The organism is Streptomyces sodiiphilus (assembly GCF_039529215.1).
Classification (GTDB): domain Bacteria; phylum Actinomycetota; class Actinomycetes; order Streptomycetales; family Streptomycetaceae; genus Streptomyces; species Streptomyces sodiiphilus.
Genome location: NZ_BAAAMJ010000001.1, coordinates 46,159 through 64,804 on the forward strand (window position 1 = coordinate 46,159; position 18,646 = coordinate 64,804).

An 18,646-nucleotide genomic window follows, 5' to 3' on the forward strand; every position below is an offset into this window, starting at 1 on the left:
GGTCGGCCGGACGGGCACGGCCGGGCCGGCGGCGTGGGAATCCTTGCGGAGGCGCTCAGAGGTGAGCGTATACGTCGTCGAGCGAGATACCGCGGGCGACCATCATCACCTGAAGGTGGTACAGGAGCTGCGAGATCTCCTCGGCGGTGCGGTCGGCGCCCTCGTGCTCGGCCGCCATCCACACCTCGGCCGCCTCCTCGACGACCTTCTTGCCGATGGTATGAACGCCGGACGCCACGAGCTCTGCCGTGCGGGAGGTACTCGGGTCGCCCTCGGCGGCCTTGTGCCGGAGCTCGTCGAAGAGCTCCTCGAATGTCTTGTTGGCCATGGTGGTCTCAGCCTACGCCGCCGGAGCGGGTGGGCCTGCGCCAGGGCTCCGACACGGTGCGCAGTGTCGCGGCGGTGGCCACGGCCGCGGTGACCGCTTCGTGCCCCTTGTCCTCGTGGGATCCGGGCAGGCCTGCCCGGTCCAGGGCCTGCTCCTCGGTGTCGCAGGTCAGTACGCCGAAGCCGATGGGCACTCCGGTGTCGACGCCGACCTGGGTGAGCCCCTGGGTGACGCCCTGGCAGACGTAGTCGAAATGCGGTGTGCCGCCGCGGATCACCACTCCGAGTGCGACCACGGCGTCGTAACCCCGGTCTGCCAGCACCTTGGCAACGACCGGCAGTTCGAAGCTGCCGGGCACCCGCAGCAGGGTGGGCTCGTCGATGCCGAGCTCGTGGAGGGCCCGCAGCGCCCCCTTGATCAGCCCCTCCATGACCGTCTCGTGCCACTGGGCGGCGATCACGGCGACGCGCAGGTCACCGCAGTCACCGACCGCCATTTCGGGGGCGCCCTTGCCACTCACGTGCTGCTCCTCAGGGTTCGCTGGTACGGATCGTTCACTGTCACCGGACGGCGCCCGCACGGGCCTGCCCGGCGTCCAGCCACGGAAGGTCGTGGCCCATCCGGTCCCGCTTGGTGCGCAGGTACCGCAGGTTGTGCTCTCCGGCCCGCACCGGCATCGGCTCACGACCGGTGACGAGCAGGCCGTGAGCGGACAGGGCTGCGGTCTTGTCGGGGTTGTTCGTCATCAGCCGCACGGACCTCACCTCGAGATCGGACAGAATCTGTGCGGCCGCCGCGTAGTCGCGGGCGTCGGCGGGCAGCCCGAGCTCGAGGTTGGCGTCCAGGGTGTCCCGGCCGCGTTCCTGGAGTTCGTAGGCGCGCAGCTTGGACAGCAGTCCGATGCCGCGCCCCTCATGACCGCGCAGGTAGACCACCACTCCGCGGCCGGCTTCGCTGATGCGCCGCAGCGAGGTCTCCAGCTGGTTCCCGCAGTCGCAGCGCCGTGAGCCGAAGACATCCCCGGTCAGGCATTCGGAGTGCACGCGCACCAGGACGTCCCGGCCGTCACCGATGTCTCCGGTCACCAGCGCGATGTGCTCCACGCCGTCCGCCGTGGAACGGTAACCGTAGGCACGGAAGTCGCCGTGGACTGTGGGCAGTGCGGTGGCCGCCTCGCGGCGCACGGCGGGCCGTGCCGACGGCGCGGCGGTGCTGCGGTAGGCGATGAGGTCCTCGATCGAGATGATCGCCAGGCCGTGCTTGCGGGCGAACGGAACGAGTTCCGGCAGGCGCAGCATGGTGCCGTCCTCGCCCGCGATCTCGACGATGGCGGCCGCGGGCCGCAGGCCGGCCAGCCGGGCCAGGTCGACGCCCGCCTCGGTGTGGCCGTTCCTGGTCAGGACACCACCGGCGCGGGCGCGCAGCGGGAAGACATGGCCGGGGCGGCCGAAGTCGGAGGCGGCGGAGGCGGGATCGGCCAGCAGCCGGATGGTGGTGGCACGGTCGGCGGCGGAGATTCCGGTGCCGACGCCGTGGCGGGCGGTGGCGTCGACGGAGACGGTGAAGGCAGTGCCCATGGCATCGGTGTTGTCCTGGACCATCTGCGGCAGGCTCAGGCGGTCCAGGTCGGCTGCCTCCATCGGCACGCAGATCAGGCCCCGGCACTCGCTCATCATGAAGGCGACGGTCTCGGGGGTGATGAGTTCGGCGGCGGCGATCAGGTCCCCCTCGTTCTCCCGGTCCGCGTCGTCGACCACGACCACCGGGCGTCCGGCGGCGATGTCGGCGACGGCGCGCTCGACCGGGTCGAGGGTGTACTCCGGCGGCGGGCCGCCGGGGGCGGGGGTGAGAACGGGAGGGTGCTGCGCCGTGGTCATGCTGCTGCTCCTTCGGGGGCGCGACGGTCCGCGGTGGCGCGGGTGCGCAGCCACCAGGCGCGCAGACCCCACAGGACGAGGACGAAGTAGATGATGTAGACCAGACCGGAGAAGGCCAGGCCACTGCTGAAGGCCAGCGGGACGCCGACCAGGTCGACCAGCAGCCAGGCGAACCAGAACTCCACCAGTCCCCGGGCCTGGGCGACCATGGCCACCAGGGTGCCGACGAAGATGTAGGCGTCCGGCCAGGGGTTCCAGGACAGCTGCGGGTAGAGGGTGAAGAGGGATCCGACGGCCAGCGTGCCCAGCACGGCGCCGGCCAGCAGGAGGCCTCGTTCGCGCCAGGTGGCGAACCGTACGGCGATCTGGCCGTCGGCAGTGTCCTGCCGGCCGCTGTGCCACTGCCGCCAGCCCCACAGGGCGACGGTGATGACCAGCAGTTGCTTGCCCACTCCCCCGCCCAGCTGCGCGGAGGCGTAGGCCGCCACCAGAACCGTCCCGGAGGCGAGCTGGACCGGCCAGGTCCACAGCGAGCGGCGCCAGCCCAGCGCGAGGGCGGCAAGGCCCAGCAGGTTGCCCACCATGTCCGACCAGATGACCTGCTGGCCGAAGGCGGTGAACGCGGTCTCGTTGAGCTGTCCGAGGAAGCTCATCGTGCGGCCTCCGGCTCCTGGCCGGCGGGCACGGCCCGGTGGGCGAGCATCCGCTCGACATACTTGGCCACCACGTCCACCTCCAGGTTGACCGGATCCCCCGGCTGTTTGCGGCCGAGTGTGGTCAGGGCCAGCGTGGTGGGGATCAGGCTGACGGTGAAGTGATCCGCGGCGGCGTCGACGACGGTGAGACTCACCCCGTCGACCGTGACGGACCCCTTCTCCACCACGTAGCGGGACAGTGCCGGCGGCAGGGAGACGGCGACGACCTCCCAGTGTTCACCGGGCGTCCGCGACAGGATGGTGCCGGTGCCGTCGACATGCCCCTGGACGAGGTGTCCGCCCAGGCGTCCGCCGAGGGCCATGGGACGCTCGAGGTTGACGCGGGAGCCGGGGAGGAGCGCGGCAAGCGCGGAGCGGTGCAGGGTCTCGGCCATCACATCGGCGGTGAACTCTCCGTCGGCACTCTCGACGACGGTCAGGCACACGCCGTTCACCGCGATCGAGTCGCCGTGCCGGGCGTCCTGCGTGACCAGGGGCCCGCGCAGCCGGAGACGGCGGGAGTCGCCGAGATCCTCCACGGCGGTGACCTCGCCCAGCTCTTCGATGATTCCGGTGAACATGTGTCAGGACTCCTCGGTGGCAGGGAGGGGGACAGCGGTGATGCGCAGGTCGGGCCCGATCCGGGTGACGTCGGTCAGCGACAGGCGAAGGGCGTGCGCGAGGGTGGTGAATCCCGCACCGGCAAGGACCTGGGGTCCCTCGCCCAGCAGAGCGGGGGCGAGATAGCCGGTGACGCGGTCGACGAGGCCGGCCGCGGCGAAGGAACCCGCGAGCGTCGGCCCGCCTTCCAGCAGCAGCGCGCGCACCCCCCGTTCGTGGAGCGCTGCGAGCAGGGCCGGCAGGTGCAGTCCGCGGCCGCCGGCCTGCGCCCGGGGCAGCCGGACGACCTCGGCGTGTTCCGGAAGGCGGGCGGTCTTCCGGACCGGGGTGTCCTCGGCGACGGCGATGAGAGTGGGGGCGGCGTTGTCGAGGATCCGGGCTCCGGGGTGCACGGCGTCCGCGCCGGTGTCGGCCACGACCCGCATCGGCTGTGGGGCACCGGGTACGCCTCGCACCGCCAGGTGCGGGTCGTCGGCGCGGGCGGTGCCGGATCCCACCAGCACCGCGTCGGCCTCGGCCCGTAGCCGGTGCACGTCTGCGCGGGATTCGGGGGAGGTGATCCAGCGGCTGGTGCCATCGGCGGCGGCCACCCGGCCGTCCAGTCCCGCGGCGTACTTCCAGGTCACGTGGGGGCGTCCGAGCCTGACGGAGGTGAGCCAGGCAGTGTTCACCTCGGCCGCCTCGGCGTGCAGCAGTCCGCCCTCCACGTCGATCCCAGCCGCAGCGAGGGTCTCGGCGCCGCCCCGCGCGGCCGGGTGCGGGTCCGGCACGGCGTAGACGACGCGGGCAATGCCCGCGTCGACCAGGGCCCGGGTGCACGGGCCGGTCCGTCCGGTGTGGTCGCAGGGTTCGAGGGTGACGATCGCCGTACCGCCGCGGGCCTCGTCGCCCGCCTCGGCCAGGGCATGGATCTCGGCGTGCGGTCCACCCGCCCTCCTGTGCCATCCCTCGCCGACGGGGCGGCCGGCCGCGTCCAGGACGACACAGCCGACAACGGGATTGGGGCTGGTGGCGCCGAGGCCGCGGGCGGAGAGGGCGATGGCGCGGCGCATCGCGTCGCTCTCGCGCGCGGCGGGCGCTGCGGGTGCGGGGGCCACCGGGTCCTCCTGCCTCGTCGGGCACGGACTCCGGGGCAGGTGGCACGTGAGCGGGCCGGCGAAAGGTCTCGCCTCCGGACTGGCGGGGGCAGGCGCCCGCGAAGGGGCGCCGGGCCATCGTTGGGCCGGCTGTGGTCCGCCGCGCACTGCCTCCCATCCGGACTTTCACCGTCGGTCCAGGAATTTCACCTGGTCAACCGGCCGCTGGCTGCGGCCGGGTCGCGGACTGTTACCGCCGGTTCGGACTTTCACCGACCCCGGAGTGCGCTACGTCATGCTTGCCCTCACAGTCTGCCACGGAGCTCTCCGGGTTCCTACCGGACCGGCCCTGTGGATTCACTCACACCGTGTCCGGGCCCGGGCTGAAGACATCCTGCCGGGCGGTGTCCAGTGCCGTGGTCAGGGCTCCGCCCAAGACGGGGCTGCCGTCGACCGTGGCGGCCCGGACCTCCGTGGGCAGCGGTGAGAGGTCTGCCAGGCGCCTGCCGACCTGCGCGGCCAGGGGTGCACCGCCGGCCCTGCCGACTTCTCCGCCCAGGACCACACACCCCGGATCCAGGACGCAGACGACCGAGGCGGCCGCGACCGCGACGCGGCCGGCCAGGACCTCCAGGAATTCTGCGTGCGCCCCCTCACCTCGTTCCGCGGCCTCGCGGACCACGCGCTCGGCCGCCGCCGCGTCATCGGCCGCGTCGGCGGCCAGTCCCTTCTCCCGGGCCAGGGCACAGACCGCCGCGCTGCCGGCCATGGCGTGGAAGCCCTGGTCGCAGCCTTCGGCGGAGGGCAGGCCTCCGGTGCCGGGCACCGGAAGGAAGCCGATCTCCCCCGCCCCGCCGGACGCACCGCGCCGCAGTGTTCCGCCGAGAACCACTGCGGCACCGACCCCGTGCCCGAGCCAGAGCAGGACGAAGGTGTCCCGGTCCCGGACGGCACCGAGCCGGTGCTCGGCGAGGCCGGCGAGGTTCACCTCGTTCTCCAGGATCACGGGGGCACCCAGCCGGGTGCGCAGCGCGGTGAGCAGCTCCCCGTGCCAGGCGGGCAGGAGACCGACACGGCGCAGTGCCCCGGTGGCCGGGTCGGCGAATCCCGGCGCCCCCATCACGGTGGTGTGCAGGGAGGGCACGGCCGCCTCTTTCATCACGCGCGCCAGGCGGTCGGTGACCGCGGTGACGACTCGTCGGCCGCCGCGTCCGGGAACGGGGAGGCCGGCGCTGCCCACGGTCCGTCCGGTGAGGTCCGCGAGGACGAAGGCGACGCTGTCGGTGCGCACGTCGAACGCGGCCACGTGGGCACGGTCGGCGACCAGCCCGTACACCCGCGCGTTCGGGCCGCGGCGGTTCTCCCCCGCCTCTCCGACGACGGTCACCAGTCCGTCGCGGCCCAGCCGGCGCAGGAGGTCGGAGACGCTGGGCCGCGACAGACCGGTCAGCTCCCGCAGGCGGGCCGCGGTCAGCGGCCCGTGTTCGGCAAGGAGGTCCAGCGCCAGCCGGTCGTTGATGGCGCGGGTGGTGCGCAGGGTGGCGGTACGCGCGGTGGTCATGACCGGGAATCCTCCCAGACACCCGAGCGGGTGCGCCCGGCGGGATTACTATCAGGAAGCCTGCCTGATAGTTTACGCCTCAATCGGAAACGACGAGGAAGGGCCCGTCCCATGCCGCAGACCGTCCCCGCCACCGGCCGGGCCTCAGGAGAAGCCGCCCGCACCCGGCGGGCGCGCCGCGCCGTCGGGGCGGTCTTCGCCGTGCACGGCTCGGTCACCGGGAGCTTCGCCACGCGCATCCCGTGGCTCCAGGATCATCTGTCGCTGAGCACCGGGCAGCTCGGCATCGCGCTGGCCTTTCCCGCGATCGGAGCTGCGCTGGCGATGCCGCTGGCGAGCCGGATCATCCACCGTTATGGGGCCCTCGCCGCCGTGCGGGGCCTGCTGGCCCTGTGGTGCGCCGCGCTGGCACTGCCCGCACTCGCCCCGGGCCCGGTGGCACTGTGGGTGTTCTTCGCCGTGTTCGGAGCGACCGCCGGGATGTCGGATGTCGCCATGAACGCCCAGGGCGTGGAGGTCGAACGCCGGCACGGACGGTCGGTCATGTCCTCACTGCACGGGCTGTGGTCCGTGGGCGCGCTGGCGGGTTCCGCGGCCGGGGTGGCAGCCGTGCACCTGCAGGTCGACGCCCGGCTGCACCTCCCCGTCGCCGCGGCCCTGCTGACCGCTCTCACTCCCCTGGTGTGCCGGGGGCTGCTCGACATCCGCCCGGAACCCGGCCAGGCGGCTCCGCCGCGGTTCACCCTGCCGCCGCGCTCCGCGCTGCTGATCGGCGCTGTGGGGCTGTGCGCGATCCTGGCGGAGGGCGCCAGCATGGACTGGTCCGGGGTGTACCTGAAGGACGTCACCGGAGCCTCGGAGACCCTGGCCGCCGCCAGCTACACGGCCTTCGCCTGCACCATGGCGGCGGCGCGGCTGGCGGGGGACGCGGTGATCCGGCGGCTGGGGCCGGTGCGGACGGTCCGGGGCAGCGGACTGCTTGCCGCCCTCGGCGGTCTGCTGGTCGTCGTGGCGCCCGGCCCGGCGGTGGGCGTCACCGGTTTCGCGCTCCTGGGAGTGGGCATCGCGGTCGTCGTGCCCTTGGCCTTCGCGGCCGCGGGGCGCAGCGGGCCGGCCCCCAGCCAGGCGATCGCGGGAGTCGCCACCATCACGTACACCACCGGGCTTCTCGCCCCCACCCTCATCGGCCTGATCGGTGAGGTGGCCTCACTGCGGGCATCCTTCGCGGTGGTGACGGCGGCAGCGGCCGTGCTGGTGTTCGCGGCCGGGGTGCTCGGAGCCTCCCCCCGGCCGGGCAAGGCCGTGGCCGCGGGTTCACACGGCGGCGGCCATGCGGCGCACGGCCTCGGTGACCAGGTCCGGTGACGCGGCGAAGTTGAACCGGACACGCCCCGCACCGCCCGGTCCGAACGTGTGTCCCGGGTTGAGGGCGACCCGTCCCCGGTGGAGGAAAGTCTTGGCCGGATTGTCCCCGAGTCCGAGATCGCGGCAGTCCAGCCAGGCGAGATAGCCGCCCTCCACCTGCCGCATGCGGACCTCCGGCAGGTGCGTGGCCAGCAGGGAGGAGAGCAGAGTGCGGTTCTGCGAGAGTGCGGCACGCAGGTCGTCCAGCCAGGGGCCGCCGTCGAGGAAGGCCGCGGTGTGGGCGATGACCCCGAGGTGGCTGGGGCCGTGGCTCACTTCCTCGGGCATCCGGGCCAGGTCGGCGACGGCCGTGGGGCCGGCCACCACGAGGGCGGCCTTCAGCCCGGCGAGGTTCCAGGCCTTGGACGCCGAGATGAGCACGAAGGCGTCCTCGGTGCCCGGCAGCGAGAGATAGGGCAGGTGGACCGCGCCGGGCAGCACCAGCGGGGCGTGGATCTCGTCGGACACGACCCTGACACCGTACCGGGAAGCCAGCCGGGCGACGGTGGCCAGTTCCTCGGCCGTGTGCACGGTACCGGTGGGATTGTGCGGACTGCACAGCACGTAGGCGGCAGGCCGGTCACCGGCGACGGCGTCCCGGAAGGCCTCCTCGATCGCCTCGGGGTCCAGCCTGCCGGCCGAATCCAGCGGGGCGTGCAGTACCCGGCGTCCCAGGTGACCGACGAACTGGCGGATGGGCGGGTAGAGCGGAGGGCTGATCACGACCGCGTCACCGGGACCGGTGACCAGCTTCAGCACTTCCACCATGCCCAGCATGACGTCGGGAACCACGGCGGTGTGCTCCGGCACCACTTCCCAGGCCCAGCGCTCCCGCGTGAAGGCGTCAAGTGCCCGGGCGTACCCGGTGCCGGCCGGGTAACCGGTGTCACCGAGATCGACGGCCTCGTGAAGAGCCCGCCGGACCGGCGGGGCCGGCAGGACGTCCATCTCCGCCACCCACATCGGCAGCACGTCCTCGGGATAGGTGCGCCACTTCACGCTGGTCCGGCGGCGCAGCTCCGCCAGGGGAAGCCGCAGGGGATTGCGGTCGGGGGGCAGTGGGTCCGTCATGTGCGCCTCCAGTCGTTCCCCGCCGGCCGGCAGGGAGGAAGGGCCGGGCAACCAATCCCATGATCACATCAACCGGGCCGACGGGGCCAGGAGGCAGCACGCGGCTCCCGCACCGTCCGGGAGAACACTGCCGCCCCGGGTGGTGCCATGCCGAGTGCGGCGTGCCGGGCCGGCGACCGGGTACTCGCACGCGGACAAGGACGGGACGAAGGAGCAAGCCGTGACCGAGACCGAGATGATCGATCTGCACCTCACCGAGCGGGCCGACCGGGTCCGGGAGCACACCGCGACCGCGGTGCAGGCCGGCCTCGACGCCCAGCTGGCCGCGCGGGTCCGGCACAGCGCCGAGCTCATGGATTCCGGGGACGACGGCGCGGTCACCGAGCGCATCGCCGAGCTGGAGCAGGAATCCGACATCGAGCGGATCCTGGGGGCCAATGCGGCGGCACTGGCCCTCACGGGCACCGTGCTGGCCGGTGTGCACCACCGCCGCTGGCTGCTACTGCCCGGCGTGGTGACCGCCTTCCTCGTCCAGCACGCCGTGCAGGGCTGGCGCCCGCCGATCAGTCTCTTCCGACGCTCGGCGTGCGGACCCGCGGGGAGATCGACACCGAGCGCTACGCGCTGAAGACACTTCGGGGAGACTTCGGGGAGACCCCCGCCGGGGACGCCACGGCGCGGGCCCAGCGGGCCCTTCAGGCCGCCACCCGCTGACCCCCCGGCCGGGCGCCGGCCGGCCCCACGGCACGTGGTTCAGTCCTCGGGCAGTTCGACGGGCGCGATCTCGTCGAAGAGATCCCCCGGGCCGGGGTTGCCCGGGTCGGTGGCGCCGCCGAGGTGCCGCATGACGCCCCACACGGCGTTGAGCGCGGTCTGCACCGCCCCCTCGGCCCATCCGGCCGTCCAGGAGATGTCGTCCCCGGCCAGGAACAGCCCGCGGCGGCCGGCCGGCAGCCGGTCCTGCATGAAGTGGGTGAACAGCCTGCGCTGGTAGCGGTAGTGACCGGGCAGGTTCGCCTTGAAAGCGCCCATGAACCAGGGCTCGTTCTCCCAGGACACCGTGATCGGGTCCCCGATCACGTGCTTGCGGATGTCGACGCCGGGATAGATCTCGCCCAGCGACTTGAGCATCACCTCCATGCGTTCCCCGGGGGTGAGAGGGAGCCACTTCAGGCTGTCGTCGCACCAGGTGTAGGACAGGCAGATGACCGCGGGGCGGTCGGGGCCGTCGTCCAGGAGGTAGGTGCCGCGGGTCATCCGGTCGGTCAGCGTCATGCTCATCACGTCACGTCCGGTCCGCTCGTCCTTGTCCAGCCAGAAGGGCCGGTCGACGGGGACGAACAGCTTCGAGGACTCCATGTAGTGGGTGCGCTCCACCGCCGTCCAGTGATCGATGGGCAGCAGGGCGTCGGCGCAGTCGATCTTGCTGAGCAGCAGCCATGACTGCGCGGTGAAGACGGCCGCCCGGTAGGTGCGGATGGAACCCCCGGCGTCGGTGACGGTGATGCGTTCCCCCGCTGTCCGGTGCAGACGGGTCACCGCCGGCCGGGGGGCGCCGTCGTGCAGGGACCGGAGCGAGGTTCCCTGAGGCCAGTGCACCATCTTGTCCGGCGACCGCTCCCACAGCCGTTCGGGCAGCTGCCGGCTGCCGCCCACAATGCCGCGATGGTCGTCGTCGGCGCCGGTGTAGACGACTCTCAGGATCTCCAGGATGGAGTTGGGGAAGTCGGTGTCCCACCCTCCGGTACCGAAGCCGACCTGACCGAAGATCTCACGGTGCCGGAAGGAGCGGAACGACGGGGAGTCACACAGGAATCCGTAGAAGGTCTGGTTGTCCAGCTTTTCCACGAGCCGGGACCAGATGTCCCTGATCCGGGCCACGTCACGCTCCCGGATGGCACGCTGCATGGCGGAGAAGTCCGCGCCCTCCTCCAGACAGGTGTTCCAGGCGTCCATGACCTCGCGGTAGACCTCGGGCAGGTCGTCCATGGTCCGCGCGTAGTGCGACTGCCCCTTGAGGTCGACGACGGTGGACGGGGTACAGGGTGCCAGCGGATTGGGGAACGGCCGGGTCTCCAGGCCCACCAGGTCGATGTAGTGCTGGAGCGCTGTCGAGGACGGGGGAAAGCGCATCGCGCCCATCTCGGCAGTCAGCTGAGGGTCGCAGCCCTCGAAGGTGTCGGTCCGCAGGCGTCCGCCGATCCGGTCCGCCTCGTGGACGACCGGCTTCAGGCCCATCTTCATCAGCTCGTACGCGGTGATGATTCCGGACAGGCCACCCCCGATGACGGCAACCTCGGTGCCGTGCTCCGTCGCCGGGATCTGCCCGAGCCCCGCGGGGTGCGCGAGGTAACTGTCGTAGGCATAGGGGAAGTCCGGTCCGAACATGGTGACCGGGGGCTGTGTCCCGGCCCCGGTGTGCTGCTCGTCGGGCACGGCGGTGGGCAGGGTGGACGTCATGGCGCGGTTCTCCTGGAAGGTGGTGGTGCGGTGGCCGGAGCGTCGGCAGGAGGGCCTGCGGCGGCTCAGGCGGCGGGCCGTACCAGCGGGCCGTACAGCTCGGGCCTGCGGTCGCTCAGATACGGGTTGCGGGCACGGGAGGCGCTCAGCACGGCGGGATCGACGTCCGCGACGAGCAGTTCCTCATGCGCCCCCGCCCGGGCCGGCACGGTGCCGTCCGGCGCCGCCAGACAGCTGAGGCCGGCGAAGTCCCATTCCCCTTCCGGGCCGCAGCGATTGGCGTAGGCGATGTAGAGCTGGTTCTCCCAGGCACGGGCCGGGACCAGAGTGCGGGCGACGAACTCGTAGGGGCGCATCAGGGCCGTGGGGACCAGCAGGAGGTCGGTGCCCGCCAGTGCGTGCGCCCGCACCGCCTCCGGGAACTCCACGTCGTAGCAGATCAGCAGGCCGATCCGCAGGCCGTCCAGCTCGGCCTGGACCACCAGCCGGTCGCCGGGGACGAAACGCCCGGCCTCGAAGTCACCGTAGAGATGCGTCTTGCGGTAGTCGGCCAGAACCGCCCCGTCCGGTCCGGTCAGCCGGACGGCGTTGTACACGGCCGCGCCTTCGCGCTCGGGCCGGCCGAAAGCGAGGGCGATCCGATGGCGGGCGGCGATGGCCGATACCTCCCGGGCCGCGGGGCCGTCCTCGCCGGCGGACCGTCCGGGCGGGTCGTCGCCGACGGCGTAGCCGGTGAGCCGGAGTTCGGCGGTGACCAGCAGCCGGGCCCCCGAAGCGGCCGCCCGGGCGGCGGCACGCTCCAGGGAAGCGAGGCTTTCCTCGCGTGAGGCGGGCACGCCTGGGGGGCCTTGGTGCAGCGCGATGCGCAGCGGCTTCATGGGACCTCGCGAACCGGTGATGCGTGCCTTTCGGGGGTACGCCTCGACGGTACGGTCGGGGGTGAGGGGCGGCAAGATGTGCTCATTGCGCATCCATCGGCTGTTCGTTGCGTCCTTGTGGCCGCGACCGGCGATCCGTTGCACGGCCCGTTCCTGTCATACCGGCGGGCCGCCCGAGTAGCGGCGCAGCAGCGGCGAGAGCACCAGTACGGAACGGGTGCGCTCGACGAACGGCTCTCCGGCGATGCGCTCCAGAACCTGCTCGAAGTGCCGCATGTCCGCGGCGAAGACCTGGATCACGGCATCCGCATCGCCGGTGACCGTCGAGGCGGACGCGACCTCGGGATAGCGGGACAGCCCGCGGCGGATGTCATCGGGGGAGGTGTTGGAGCGGCAGTACATCTCGACGAAACCCTCCGTGCGCCATCCGAGCGCCGCCGGGTCCACCCGGACGGTGAAGCCGGTGATGGCCCCCTCGGCTCTCAGCCTGTCCACCCGGCGCTTGACCGCGGGCGCGGACAGACCCACCAGGTTTCCGATGTCGGCGTAGGAGCGGCGGGCGTCCTCGGCGAGGGCGTGCACGATGCGTTCGTCCAGATCGTTCAGTCGCACCGTCGCAGTAGACCATGCCGACCGCTCCCGCGGCGCCGACGGGCACCGCCCGGGCCCCGCGCCGCCCGGGACCCGTCACTGCCAGCTGGCGTGCAAAGGTTTGCCTTCCGCATAGCCGGAGGCGCTCTGCACGCCCACGACCGCCTTCTCGGTGAACTCGGACAGGTCGGCGGCGCCCGCGTAGGTGCACGCCGAGCGGACACCGGCGACGATCGAGTCGATCAGATCCTCCACCCCGGGCCGGTCCGGGTCCAGGAACATCCGCGAGGTGGAGATACCCTCCTCGAACAGTGCCTTGCGGGCCCGGTCGTAGGCGGATTCCTCGCTGGTGCGGTACCGCACGGCTCGGGCCGATGCCATGCCGAAGCTCTCCTTGTACAGCCTGCCGTCCGCCGACTGCTGGAGATCTCCGGGCGACTCGTGGGTACCGGCGAACCAGGAGCCGATCATGACGTTGGACGCGCCTGCGGCCAGGGCCATCGCCACGTCACGGGGGTGGCGCACCCCGCCGTCGGCCCACACGTGCTTGCCGTGCCGCCTTGCCTCTGCGGCGCACTCCAGGACGGCGGAGAACTGCGGACGGCCCACTCCGGTCATCATGCGGGTCGTGCACATGGCTCCGGGCCCCACTCCCACCTTCACGATGTCGGCGCCGGCCTCGATGAGGTCACGGATCCCGTCGGCCGCGACCACGTTGCCCGCCACCACGGGGACGCGCGGGTCCAGCTTCCGGACAGCGGACAGCGCGGCGAGCATCGATTCCTGGTGGCCGTGGGCGGTGTCCACCACGAGGGTGTCGACCCCCGCCGCCAGCAGTCCCTCCGCCCGGCCGGCGACGTCACCGTTGACACCGACCGCCGCGGCGATCCGCAGCCGGCCCGTGTCATCGGTGGCCGGGGTGTAGAGGGTGGCCCGCAGGGCGCCCTTGCGGTTGAGGATGCCGACGAGCCGGCCGTCGCTGCCGATGGCCGGGGCGATCCGCCGGTGAGCCGCGTCCAGTCGGTTGAAGGCGTCCCGGGGATCGATGTCCGCGTCGAGCAGGAGCAGTTCGCGGGACATCACCTCGCCGAGCTGGGTGAAGCGGTCCACTCCGGCCAGGTCGGCCTCGGTGACGATGCCGACGGGGCGCCCCTGGGAGACGACGACGCCCGCGCCGTGGGCTCGCTTGGGCAGCAGTGACAGGGCGTCGGCCACGGTCTGCGAGGGGGCCAGGGTGATCGGGGTGTCCAGCACGAGGTGACGCCGTTTGACCCAGCCGATCACCTCGGTGACCACGTCCAGCGGGATGTCCTGGGGGATGACCGCCATGCCGCCGCGACGGGCGACGGTCTCTGCCATCCGGCGGCCCGCCACGGCGGTCATGTTCGCCACCACCAGCGGGATGGTGGTACCGGTGCCGTCCGGGGAGGACAGGTCCACCGCCAGCCTGGAGCCCACCGAAGAACGGCGGGGAACCATGAAGACATCGTCGTACGTGAGGTCGTACGGAGGCTGGGCGTCGTGAAGGAATCTCATGCCGGCTCTCTCACCTGCGGTCGGGACGGTTCACGGAGGCACTGGGCCGGTCGGCGGCGGCCGGTCTCAGGCGTTGTCGGGATCGACCCGCTCCAGCGCGGGGCGCGGGCCGGGAGCGGCGGTCAGCAGATGCGCGGCCGCGGCGGTGTCGGTGACAAGGCTGGTGACCAGGCCCGAACGCAGGACCGCGGCGATCGCGTCGGCCTTGCGACGACCGCCTGCGATGGCGACGACCTCGGGGACCCTGCGGAGCCGGTCGGCCTCGACCGTGATGCACCGCTCCCCCAGATCCCGGCCGATGCGGCGGCCATCGGCGTCGAAGAGGTGCGCGGACATCTCCGCGGCCACCCCCAGGGACGCGTAGTGCGCCCGTTCCTCGGGACTGAGCATGTCGTGGACGGTGGAGATGCCCGGTTCCCACGAGCCGATGGACACCGCAGCGATCGTCACCCGGTCGAAGTACTCGAAGGCCCCGGCGATGCCCGTCTGGCCGCGCAGCGCGGCCGCGGTGGCCGGGTCGGGCAGCAGCATGGGGGCGTAGATGGGGTGGGCCGCCCCTCCGGAGACGGCGGCGGCCCGGCGCACCGCCTCGACAGAGCCCCGCTCCGCCGTTCCCGCGTCGTAGACCCCGGTGAGCTGGACGACGGTGCACGGTGGCAGTTCACGCAGGGCCGCCGCCATGTGGATGGTGGAACGGCCCCAGGCCAGACCGAGGACATCCCCCTCGGTGACCAGCTCGCCGAGCAGGTCCGCCGCGACTTCGCCCAGGTTCTCCGGATCGGAGGTGTCGTCCTGCGACTCGGAGGGCGATTCCACCACGACCACATGCCGCAGTCCGTAACGCGCGCGCAGAGCGTCCGAGCGGTCGGCGTCCAGCTCCGCGGGCACCCGGATCTCGATGCGCACCAGCTCGTGCTCGACCGCGGACTCCAGTACCCGGGCGACCTTGAACCGGCTCACCCCGAACTCGTCCGCAATCTGGATCTTGGACTTTCCTTCCAGGTAGAAACGGCGTGCCATGGCTGCCGCCTGCATCAGCTCGGCGGGTCCCATACGTGTGGCTGACCTTCCGGTCGACACCCCGCTCACCTCACTGTCCTCCGGTTCGTCTCCCGCTGGTGGTACCGCGCGTGTTCATCCTCGCAGATCTGTGGCGCGGCCGAGACGGCCCGTGCACGGTGCAACCGGCTTGGCGTCACGCGGAACAGCTCAGACCGCACCCTTCGCGGCCGCGGCCTTCTCCGCCTGTGCGCGCAGCGACCGCACGGCCGCCGCCGGGTCATCGGCTCCGTACACGGCGGAGCCCGCCACGAAGACATCGGCACCGGCCTCGGCGCAGCGTTCGATGGTGGCCGCGGAGACACCTCCGTCGACCTGGAGTGCGAGCTGCAGACCGTGCCGGTCGATGATCCGCCGGGCCCGGCGGATCTTGGGCAGCATGATGTCGAGGAAGGCCTGGCCCCCGAAGCCGGGCTCCACCGTCATGATCAGCAGCATGTCGAGCTCGGGAAGCAGGTCCTCGTACGGCTCGACGGGTGTGGCCGGGCGCAGAGCCATCGACGCCTTGGCCCCCTTGGCCCTGATGTCGCGCGCCAGCCGGACGGGCGCGGCGGCGGCTTCCACGTGGAAGGTGACCGAACCCGCTCCGGCCTCGACGTAGGCAGGCGCCCACCGGTCCGGGTCCTCGATCATCAGATGACAGTCCAGCGGCGTTTCCGTCGCCCTGCTCAGCGACTCGACGACCGGCAGACCGAGGGTGAGGTTGGGCACGAAATGGTTGTCCATGACGTCGATGTGGAGCCAGTCGGCTCCTTCGACGGCGCGGGCCTCCTCCGCGAGCCGGGAGAAGTCTGCGGACAGCATGCTGGGGTTGATCTGGGCCATGGCCCACAGTATTCAGGACGGCCTGCGGCACCATCGCGGCGGGCCGTCATGCGGTGCGGCGCAGCAGAGCGAGATACATCGCGTCGGTTCCGTGCCTGTGCGGCCAGAGCTGGATGTCGGGGCCCTCCCCCAGTTCCGGGACCCCCGGCAGCAGCGGGCGGGCGTCGATCCATTCCGCTGTGGCGCCGGTCCCGGACGCGGCCAGCACATCGTCGACGACTGCCCTGGTCTCGGCCGGGTGCGGAGAGCAGGTGGCGTAGCCGACCACACCGCCGGGCCTCGCGGAGCGCAGGGCATGGGTCAGCAGAGCCCGCTGGAGCGGCGCGAAGCCCGCCAGATCGCCGGGACGCCGGCGCCAGCGGGCCTCGGGGCGGCGACGCAGGGCACCGAGCCCGGTGCAGGGCACATCGACCAGCACCCGGTCGAAGGCCGCAGGCCGCCACGCGGGGCGGGTCCCGTCGGCGGTGAGGACCTGGAAAGGGCCCGGGTTCCCCTCCAGGGCACGGACGACCAGGCGGGCACGGTGCGGGCGTTTCTCGGCGGCGACCAGCGCCGCGCCGCGCCGCGCCGCGAGGGCTGCCAGCAGAGCCGCCTTGCCGCCCGGCCCCGCGCAGCCGTCCAGCCAGCGGCTGTCGGGGCCCTCAAGCGGCGCGTCCGCCAGGGCCGCGGCCACCAGCTGACTGCCTTCGTCCTGCACTCCGGCACGCCCCTCGCGCACCGCCTCCAGCGCTCCGGGATCACCGCCCTCTGCCATCCGTACGGCGTAGGGCGACCAGTGTCCGGGGCGGGAGTCCTCGGCTGCGGCCAGCAGTTCGTCCGTGGTGGACCGTCCGGGGCGGGCCACCAGGGTCACCTCGGGGCGCTCGTTGTTGGCCGCCAGCATCTCCTCCAGCTCGGTCCGGCCGCTGCCCAGGGCGTCCCACAGAGCGGAGACCACCCACCGCGGGTGGCCGTGCACGATTCCGAGGTGTTCCTCCGGGTCCTCCTCGTAGGGCGGGGCGACCCGCTCCAGCCAGCCGTCCAGGCTGTGGGCGGTGACCCGGCGGAGCACGGCGTTGACGAACTTCGCCCGCCCGTCCCCCAGGACCCGGCGGGCCAGCTCGACGGTGGCACTCACCGCGGCGTGGTCGGGGATGCGAGTGCCCAGCAGCTGGTGCACCCCGAGCGAGAGGACGTCCAGGACCGGCGGGTCGACCTCGCGCAGCGGACGGTCCGTGCAAGCGGCCAGGACGGCGTCGTAGGTGCCCTGCCGGCGCAGCGTGCCGTAGACGAGTTCGGTGGCCAGCGCGGCGTCCCTGGTGTCGAATCCCCCGCTCGCGCGCGCTTTGTCCAGCAACGGTGGCAGGACGAGGTTGGCGTAGGCGTCGCGCTCGTCCACCGCCCGCAGGACCTCGAAGGCGAGCTCGCGCACCGGGTCCGGGCGTGGTCGGCGGTAGGGCCTGGCGGGTCGGCGCGGCCGGTTGCTCACGAGGGGACGACTCCGGTGGTACGGGGGATACGGACAGTGCGGGGACGGTCTGCGGACGGCGATCCGGGGAACAGCGTACGGCCGAGGGTCACTCCCCCGGCTCCAGCCTCTCACCGGAGGTCACGCGGGCGCCACGGGCCCAGTCCGCAGCCCGCATCGGCTTCTTCCCCTGGGGCTGGACCCAGATCAGCTCCACCGCGTGCGAGCCGGTGCCCACGTACACGCTGTGCTTGCCGACGGAGAGTTCACCCGGTGCCAGGCCGGTGTGCTGCGGGGAGGGGGCGACCTCCCGCAGCTTCAGCCGCTCACCGCGCACCTGGGTCCAGGCCCCCGGCGCCGGCGAGCAACCACGCACCACCCGGTCCACCCGCAGGGCGGGGGCCCGCCAGTCGACGCGGGCGTCGGCCGCCGTCAGCTTGGGCGCGGACGTGATGCCCTCACCGGGCTGGGGAACGGCCTTGAGCGTGCCGTCCTCGATGCCGTCCATCGTCGCGGCGAGCAGCCCGGCGCCCGCGAACGCCAGCCGCGTGAGCAGGTCACCGCTGGTGTCCCGGGGGCGGATCTCCTCGGTGACGGTACCGAAGACGGGCCCGGAGTCGAGACCTTCCTCGATCAGGAAGGTGGAGGCGCCGGTGATCTCGTCCCCTGCCATGACGGCGTGCTGGACCGGTGCGGCACCGCGCCAGGCCGGCAGCAGGGAGAAGTGCAGATTCACCCACCCGTGCGACGGAATCCGCAGTGCGGGAGCGGGTAGCAGCGCCCCGTAGGCGACCACCGGGCAGCAGTCGGGAGCGATCTGCCGAAGCCTGTCCAGGAAACTCTCCTCGCCCGGCCGGGCCGGGCGCAGGATCTCGATGCCGGCCTCCTCCGCACGACGGGCGACCGGACTGGCCACCATCCGCCGCCCGCGGCCGGCCGGGGCGTCGGGCCGGGTGACCACGGCGGCCACCTCGTGCCGCGAGGAGGCCAGCAACGCGTCCAGAGCGGGTACGGCCACCTCTGGGGTGCCGGCGAAGACGAGCCTCATCGTGCGGAATTCACCTCTCGGGCGGGGCGGCGGGGCAGCGTCACAGTCTACGGCCCGTCGCGGGGTCTCACCCACGGGGAGCGCGGGCGCACCGACGCGCCCCCATTGGGCCGGGACGCGCCCCGGGAGCGTGACCGGGCACCGGGGTGACGCGTTGGTCACGGCGGAT

At 72.5% G+C, this 18,646-nt stretch carries 18 protein-coding genes and 1 riboswitch; of the genes, 2 read left to right on the forward strand and 16 right to left on the reverse strand.

Annotated elements, in window-relative coordinates:
* Window positions 1-55 precede the first annotated feature (55 nt).
* From ABD299_RS00230 to ABD299_RS00260, 7 genes are all read right to left on the reverse strand, one after another.
* The gene (locus ABD299_RS00230; protein WP_344257762.1) at window positions 56-328 is read right to left on the reverse strand and encodes a phosphoribosyl-ATP diphosphatase; all 273 of its coding nucleotides are present in this window, start codon (window positions 326-328) and stop codon (window positions 56-58) included.
* A 7-nt stretch (window positions 329-335) separates the two neighbouring features.
* Window positions 336-848, reverse strand: coding sequence for a 6,7-dimethyl-8-ribityllumazine synthase (ribH, locus tag ABD299_RS00235; RefSeq protein WP_344257764.1), 513 nt, complete (start codon window positions 846-848; stop codon window positions 336-338).
* A 40-nt stretch (window positions 849-888) separates the two neighbouring features.
* Window positions 889-2,205 (reverse strand): bifunctional 3,4-dihydroxy-2-butanone-4-phosphate synthase/GTP cyclohydrolase II, encoded by a 1,317-nt coding sequence (locus ABD299_RS00240; RefSeq protein WP_344257766.1) that lies wholly within the window; start codon window positions 2,203-2,205, stop codon window positions 889-891.
* The gene (locus tag ABD299_RS00245) at window positions 2,202-2,858 is read right to left on the reverse strand and encodes a nicotinamide mononucleotide transporter family protein (RefSeq protein WP_344257768.1); all 657 of its coding nucleotides are present in this window, start codon (window positions 2,856-2,858) and stop codon (window positions 2,202-2,204) included. The genes ABD299_RS00240 and ABD299_RS00245 overlap by 4 nt, the downstream gene beginning before the upstream one ends.
* Window positions 2,855-3,481 (reverse strand): riboflavin synthase, encoded by a 627-nt coding sequence (locus tag ABD299_RS00250; protein WP_344257770.1) that lies wholly within the window; start codon window positions 3,479-3,481, stop codon window positions 2,855-2,857. Before ABD299_RS00250 ends, ABD299_RS00245 begins: the two co-directional genes overlap by 4 nt.
* A gap of 3 nt (window positions 3,482-3,484) precedes the next feature.
* On the reverse strand, window positions 3,485-4,573 hold the full coding sequence (gene ribD / locus ABD299_RS00255) for a bifunctional diaminohydroxyphosphoribosylaminopyrimidine deaminase/5-amino-6-(5-phosphoribosylamino)uracil reductase RibD (RefSeq protein WP_344257935.1): 1,089 nt from the start codon (window positions 4,571-4,573) through the stop codon (window positions 3,485-3,487).
* A 184-nt stretch (window positions 4,574-4,757) separates the two neighbouring features.
* Window positions 4,758-4,888: riboswitch (FMN riboswitch) on the reverse strand.
* Between the two features lie 70 nt (window positions 4,889-4,958).
* Window positions 4,959-6,158 carry an ROK family transcriptional regulator gene (locus tag ABD299_RS00260; RefSeq protein WP_344257771.1) on the reverse strand — a complete coding sequence of 400 codons (1,200 nt, stop codon included), beginning with the start codon at window positions 6,156-6,158 and terminating at the stop codon, window positions 4,959-4,961.
* Window positions 6,159-6,269: 111 nt separating this feature from the next.
* On the opposite strand from ABD299_RS00260, the gene ABD299_RS00265 reads away from it, so the two are divergent.
* Window positions 6,270-7,523 carry an MFS transporter gene (locus ABD299_RS00265; protein WP_344257772.1) on the forward strand — a complete coding sequence of 418 codons (1,254 nt, stop codon included), beginning with the start codon at window positions 6,270-6,272 and terminating at the stop codon, window positions 7,521-7,523.
* Here ABD299_RS00265 and ABD299_RS00270 read toward each other — a convergent pair.
* Window positions 7,473-8,633, reverse strand: a complete 1,161-nt coding sequence (locus ABD299_RS00270; RefSeq protein WP_344257775.1) for a MalY/PatB family protein — start codon at window positions 8,631-8,633, stop codon at window positions 7,473-7,475. The two genes, ABD299_RS00265 and ABD299_RS00270, sit on opposite strands and share 51 nt — an antisense overlap.
* A 220-nt stretch (window positions 8,634-8,853) precedes the next feature.
* Between ABD299_RS00270 and ABD299_RS00275 the strand changes: the two genes are divergently transcribed.
* Complete coding sequence (locus ABD299_RS00275; protein WP_344257776.1) at window positions 8,854-9,261, forward strand: hypothetical protein; 408 nt, start codon at window positions 8,854-8,856, stop codon at window positions 9,259-9,261.
* 125 nt (window positions 9,262-9,386) lie between these two features.
* Here ABD299_RS00275 and ABD299_RS00280 read toward each other — a convergent pair whose 3' ends face one another.
* The 8 genes from ABD299_RS00280 to fmt form a co-directional block, all read right to left on the reverse strand.
* Window positions 9,387-11,093, reverse strand: a complete 1,707-nt coding sequence (locus tag ABD299_RS00280; RefSeq protein WP_344257778.1) for a flavin monoamine oxidase family protein — start codon at window positions 11,091-11,093, stop codon at window positions 9,387-9,389.
* Window positions 11,094-11,158: 65 nt separating this feature from the next.
* Window positions 11,159-11,971, reverse strand: a complete 813-nt coding sequence (locus ABD299_RS00285) for a carbon-nitrogen hydrolase family protein (RefSeq protein WP_344257780.1) — start codon at window positions 11,969-11,971, stop codon at window positions 11,159-11,161.
* Window positions 11,972-12,127: 156 nt separating this feature from the next.
* Window positions 12,128-12,583 carry an Lrp/AsnC family transcriptional regulator gene (locus tag ABD299_RS00290; protein WP_344257782.1) on the reverse strand — a complete coding sequence of 152 codons (456 nt, stop codon included), beginning with the start codon at window positions 12,581-12,583 and terminating at the stop codon, window positions 12,128-12,130.
* Between the two features lie 75 nt (window positions 12,584-12,658).
* Window positions 12,659-14,098 (reverse strand): GuaB1 family IMP dehydrogenase-related protein, encoded by a 1,440-nt coding sequence (locus tag ABD299_RS00295; protein WP_344257784.1) that lies wholly within the window; start codon window positions 14,096-14,098, stop codon window positions 12,659-12,661.
* A 66-nt stretch (window positions 14,099-14,164) separates the two neighbouring features.
* Window positions 14,165-15,151, reverse strand: coding sequence for a sugar-binding transcriptional regulator (locus ABD299_RS00300; RefSeq protein ID WP_344257786.1), 987 nt, complete (start codon window positions 15,149-15,151; stop codon window positions 14,165-14,167).
* Between the two features lie 156 nt (window positions 15,152-15,307).
* On the reverse strand, window positions 15,308-15,982 hold the full coding sequence (gene rpe, locus ABD299_RS00305; RefSeq protein WP_344257788.1) for a ribulose-phosphate 3-epimerase: 675 nt from the start codon (window positions 15,980-15,982) through the stop codon (window positions 15,308-15,310).
* Window positions 15,983-16,028: 46 nt separating this feature from the next.
* Entirely contained in the window at window positions 16,029-17,450 is a 1,422-nt protein-coding gene (locus tag ABD299_RS00310; RefSeq protein WP_344257790.1) for an RsmB/NOP family class I SAM-dependent RNA methyltransferase, read from the reverse strand.
* An 88-nt stretch (window positions 17,451-17,538) separates the two neighbouring features.
* The gene (fmt, locus tag ABD299_RS00315; RefSeq protein ID WP_344257792.1) at window positions 17,539-18,477 is read right to left on the reverse strand and encodes a methionyl-tRNA formyltransferase; all 939 of its coding nucleotides are present in this window, start codon (window positions 18,475-18,477) and stop codon (window positions 17,539-17,541) included.
* Window positions 18,478-18,646: the final 169 nt, after the last annotated feature.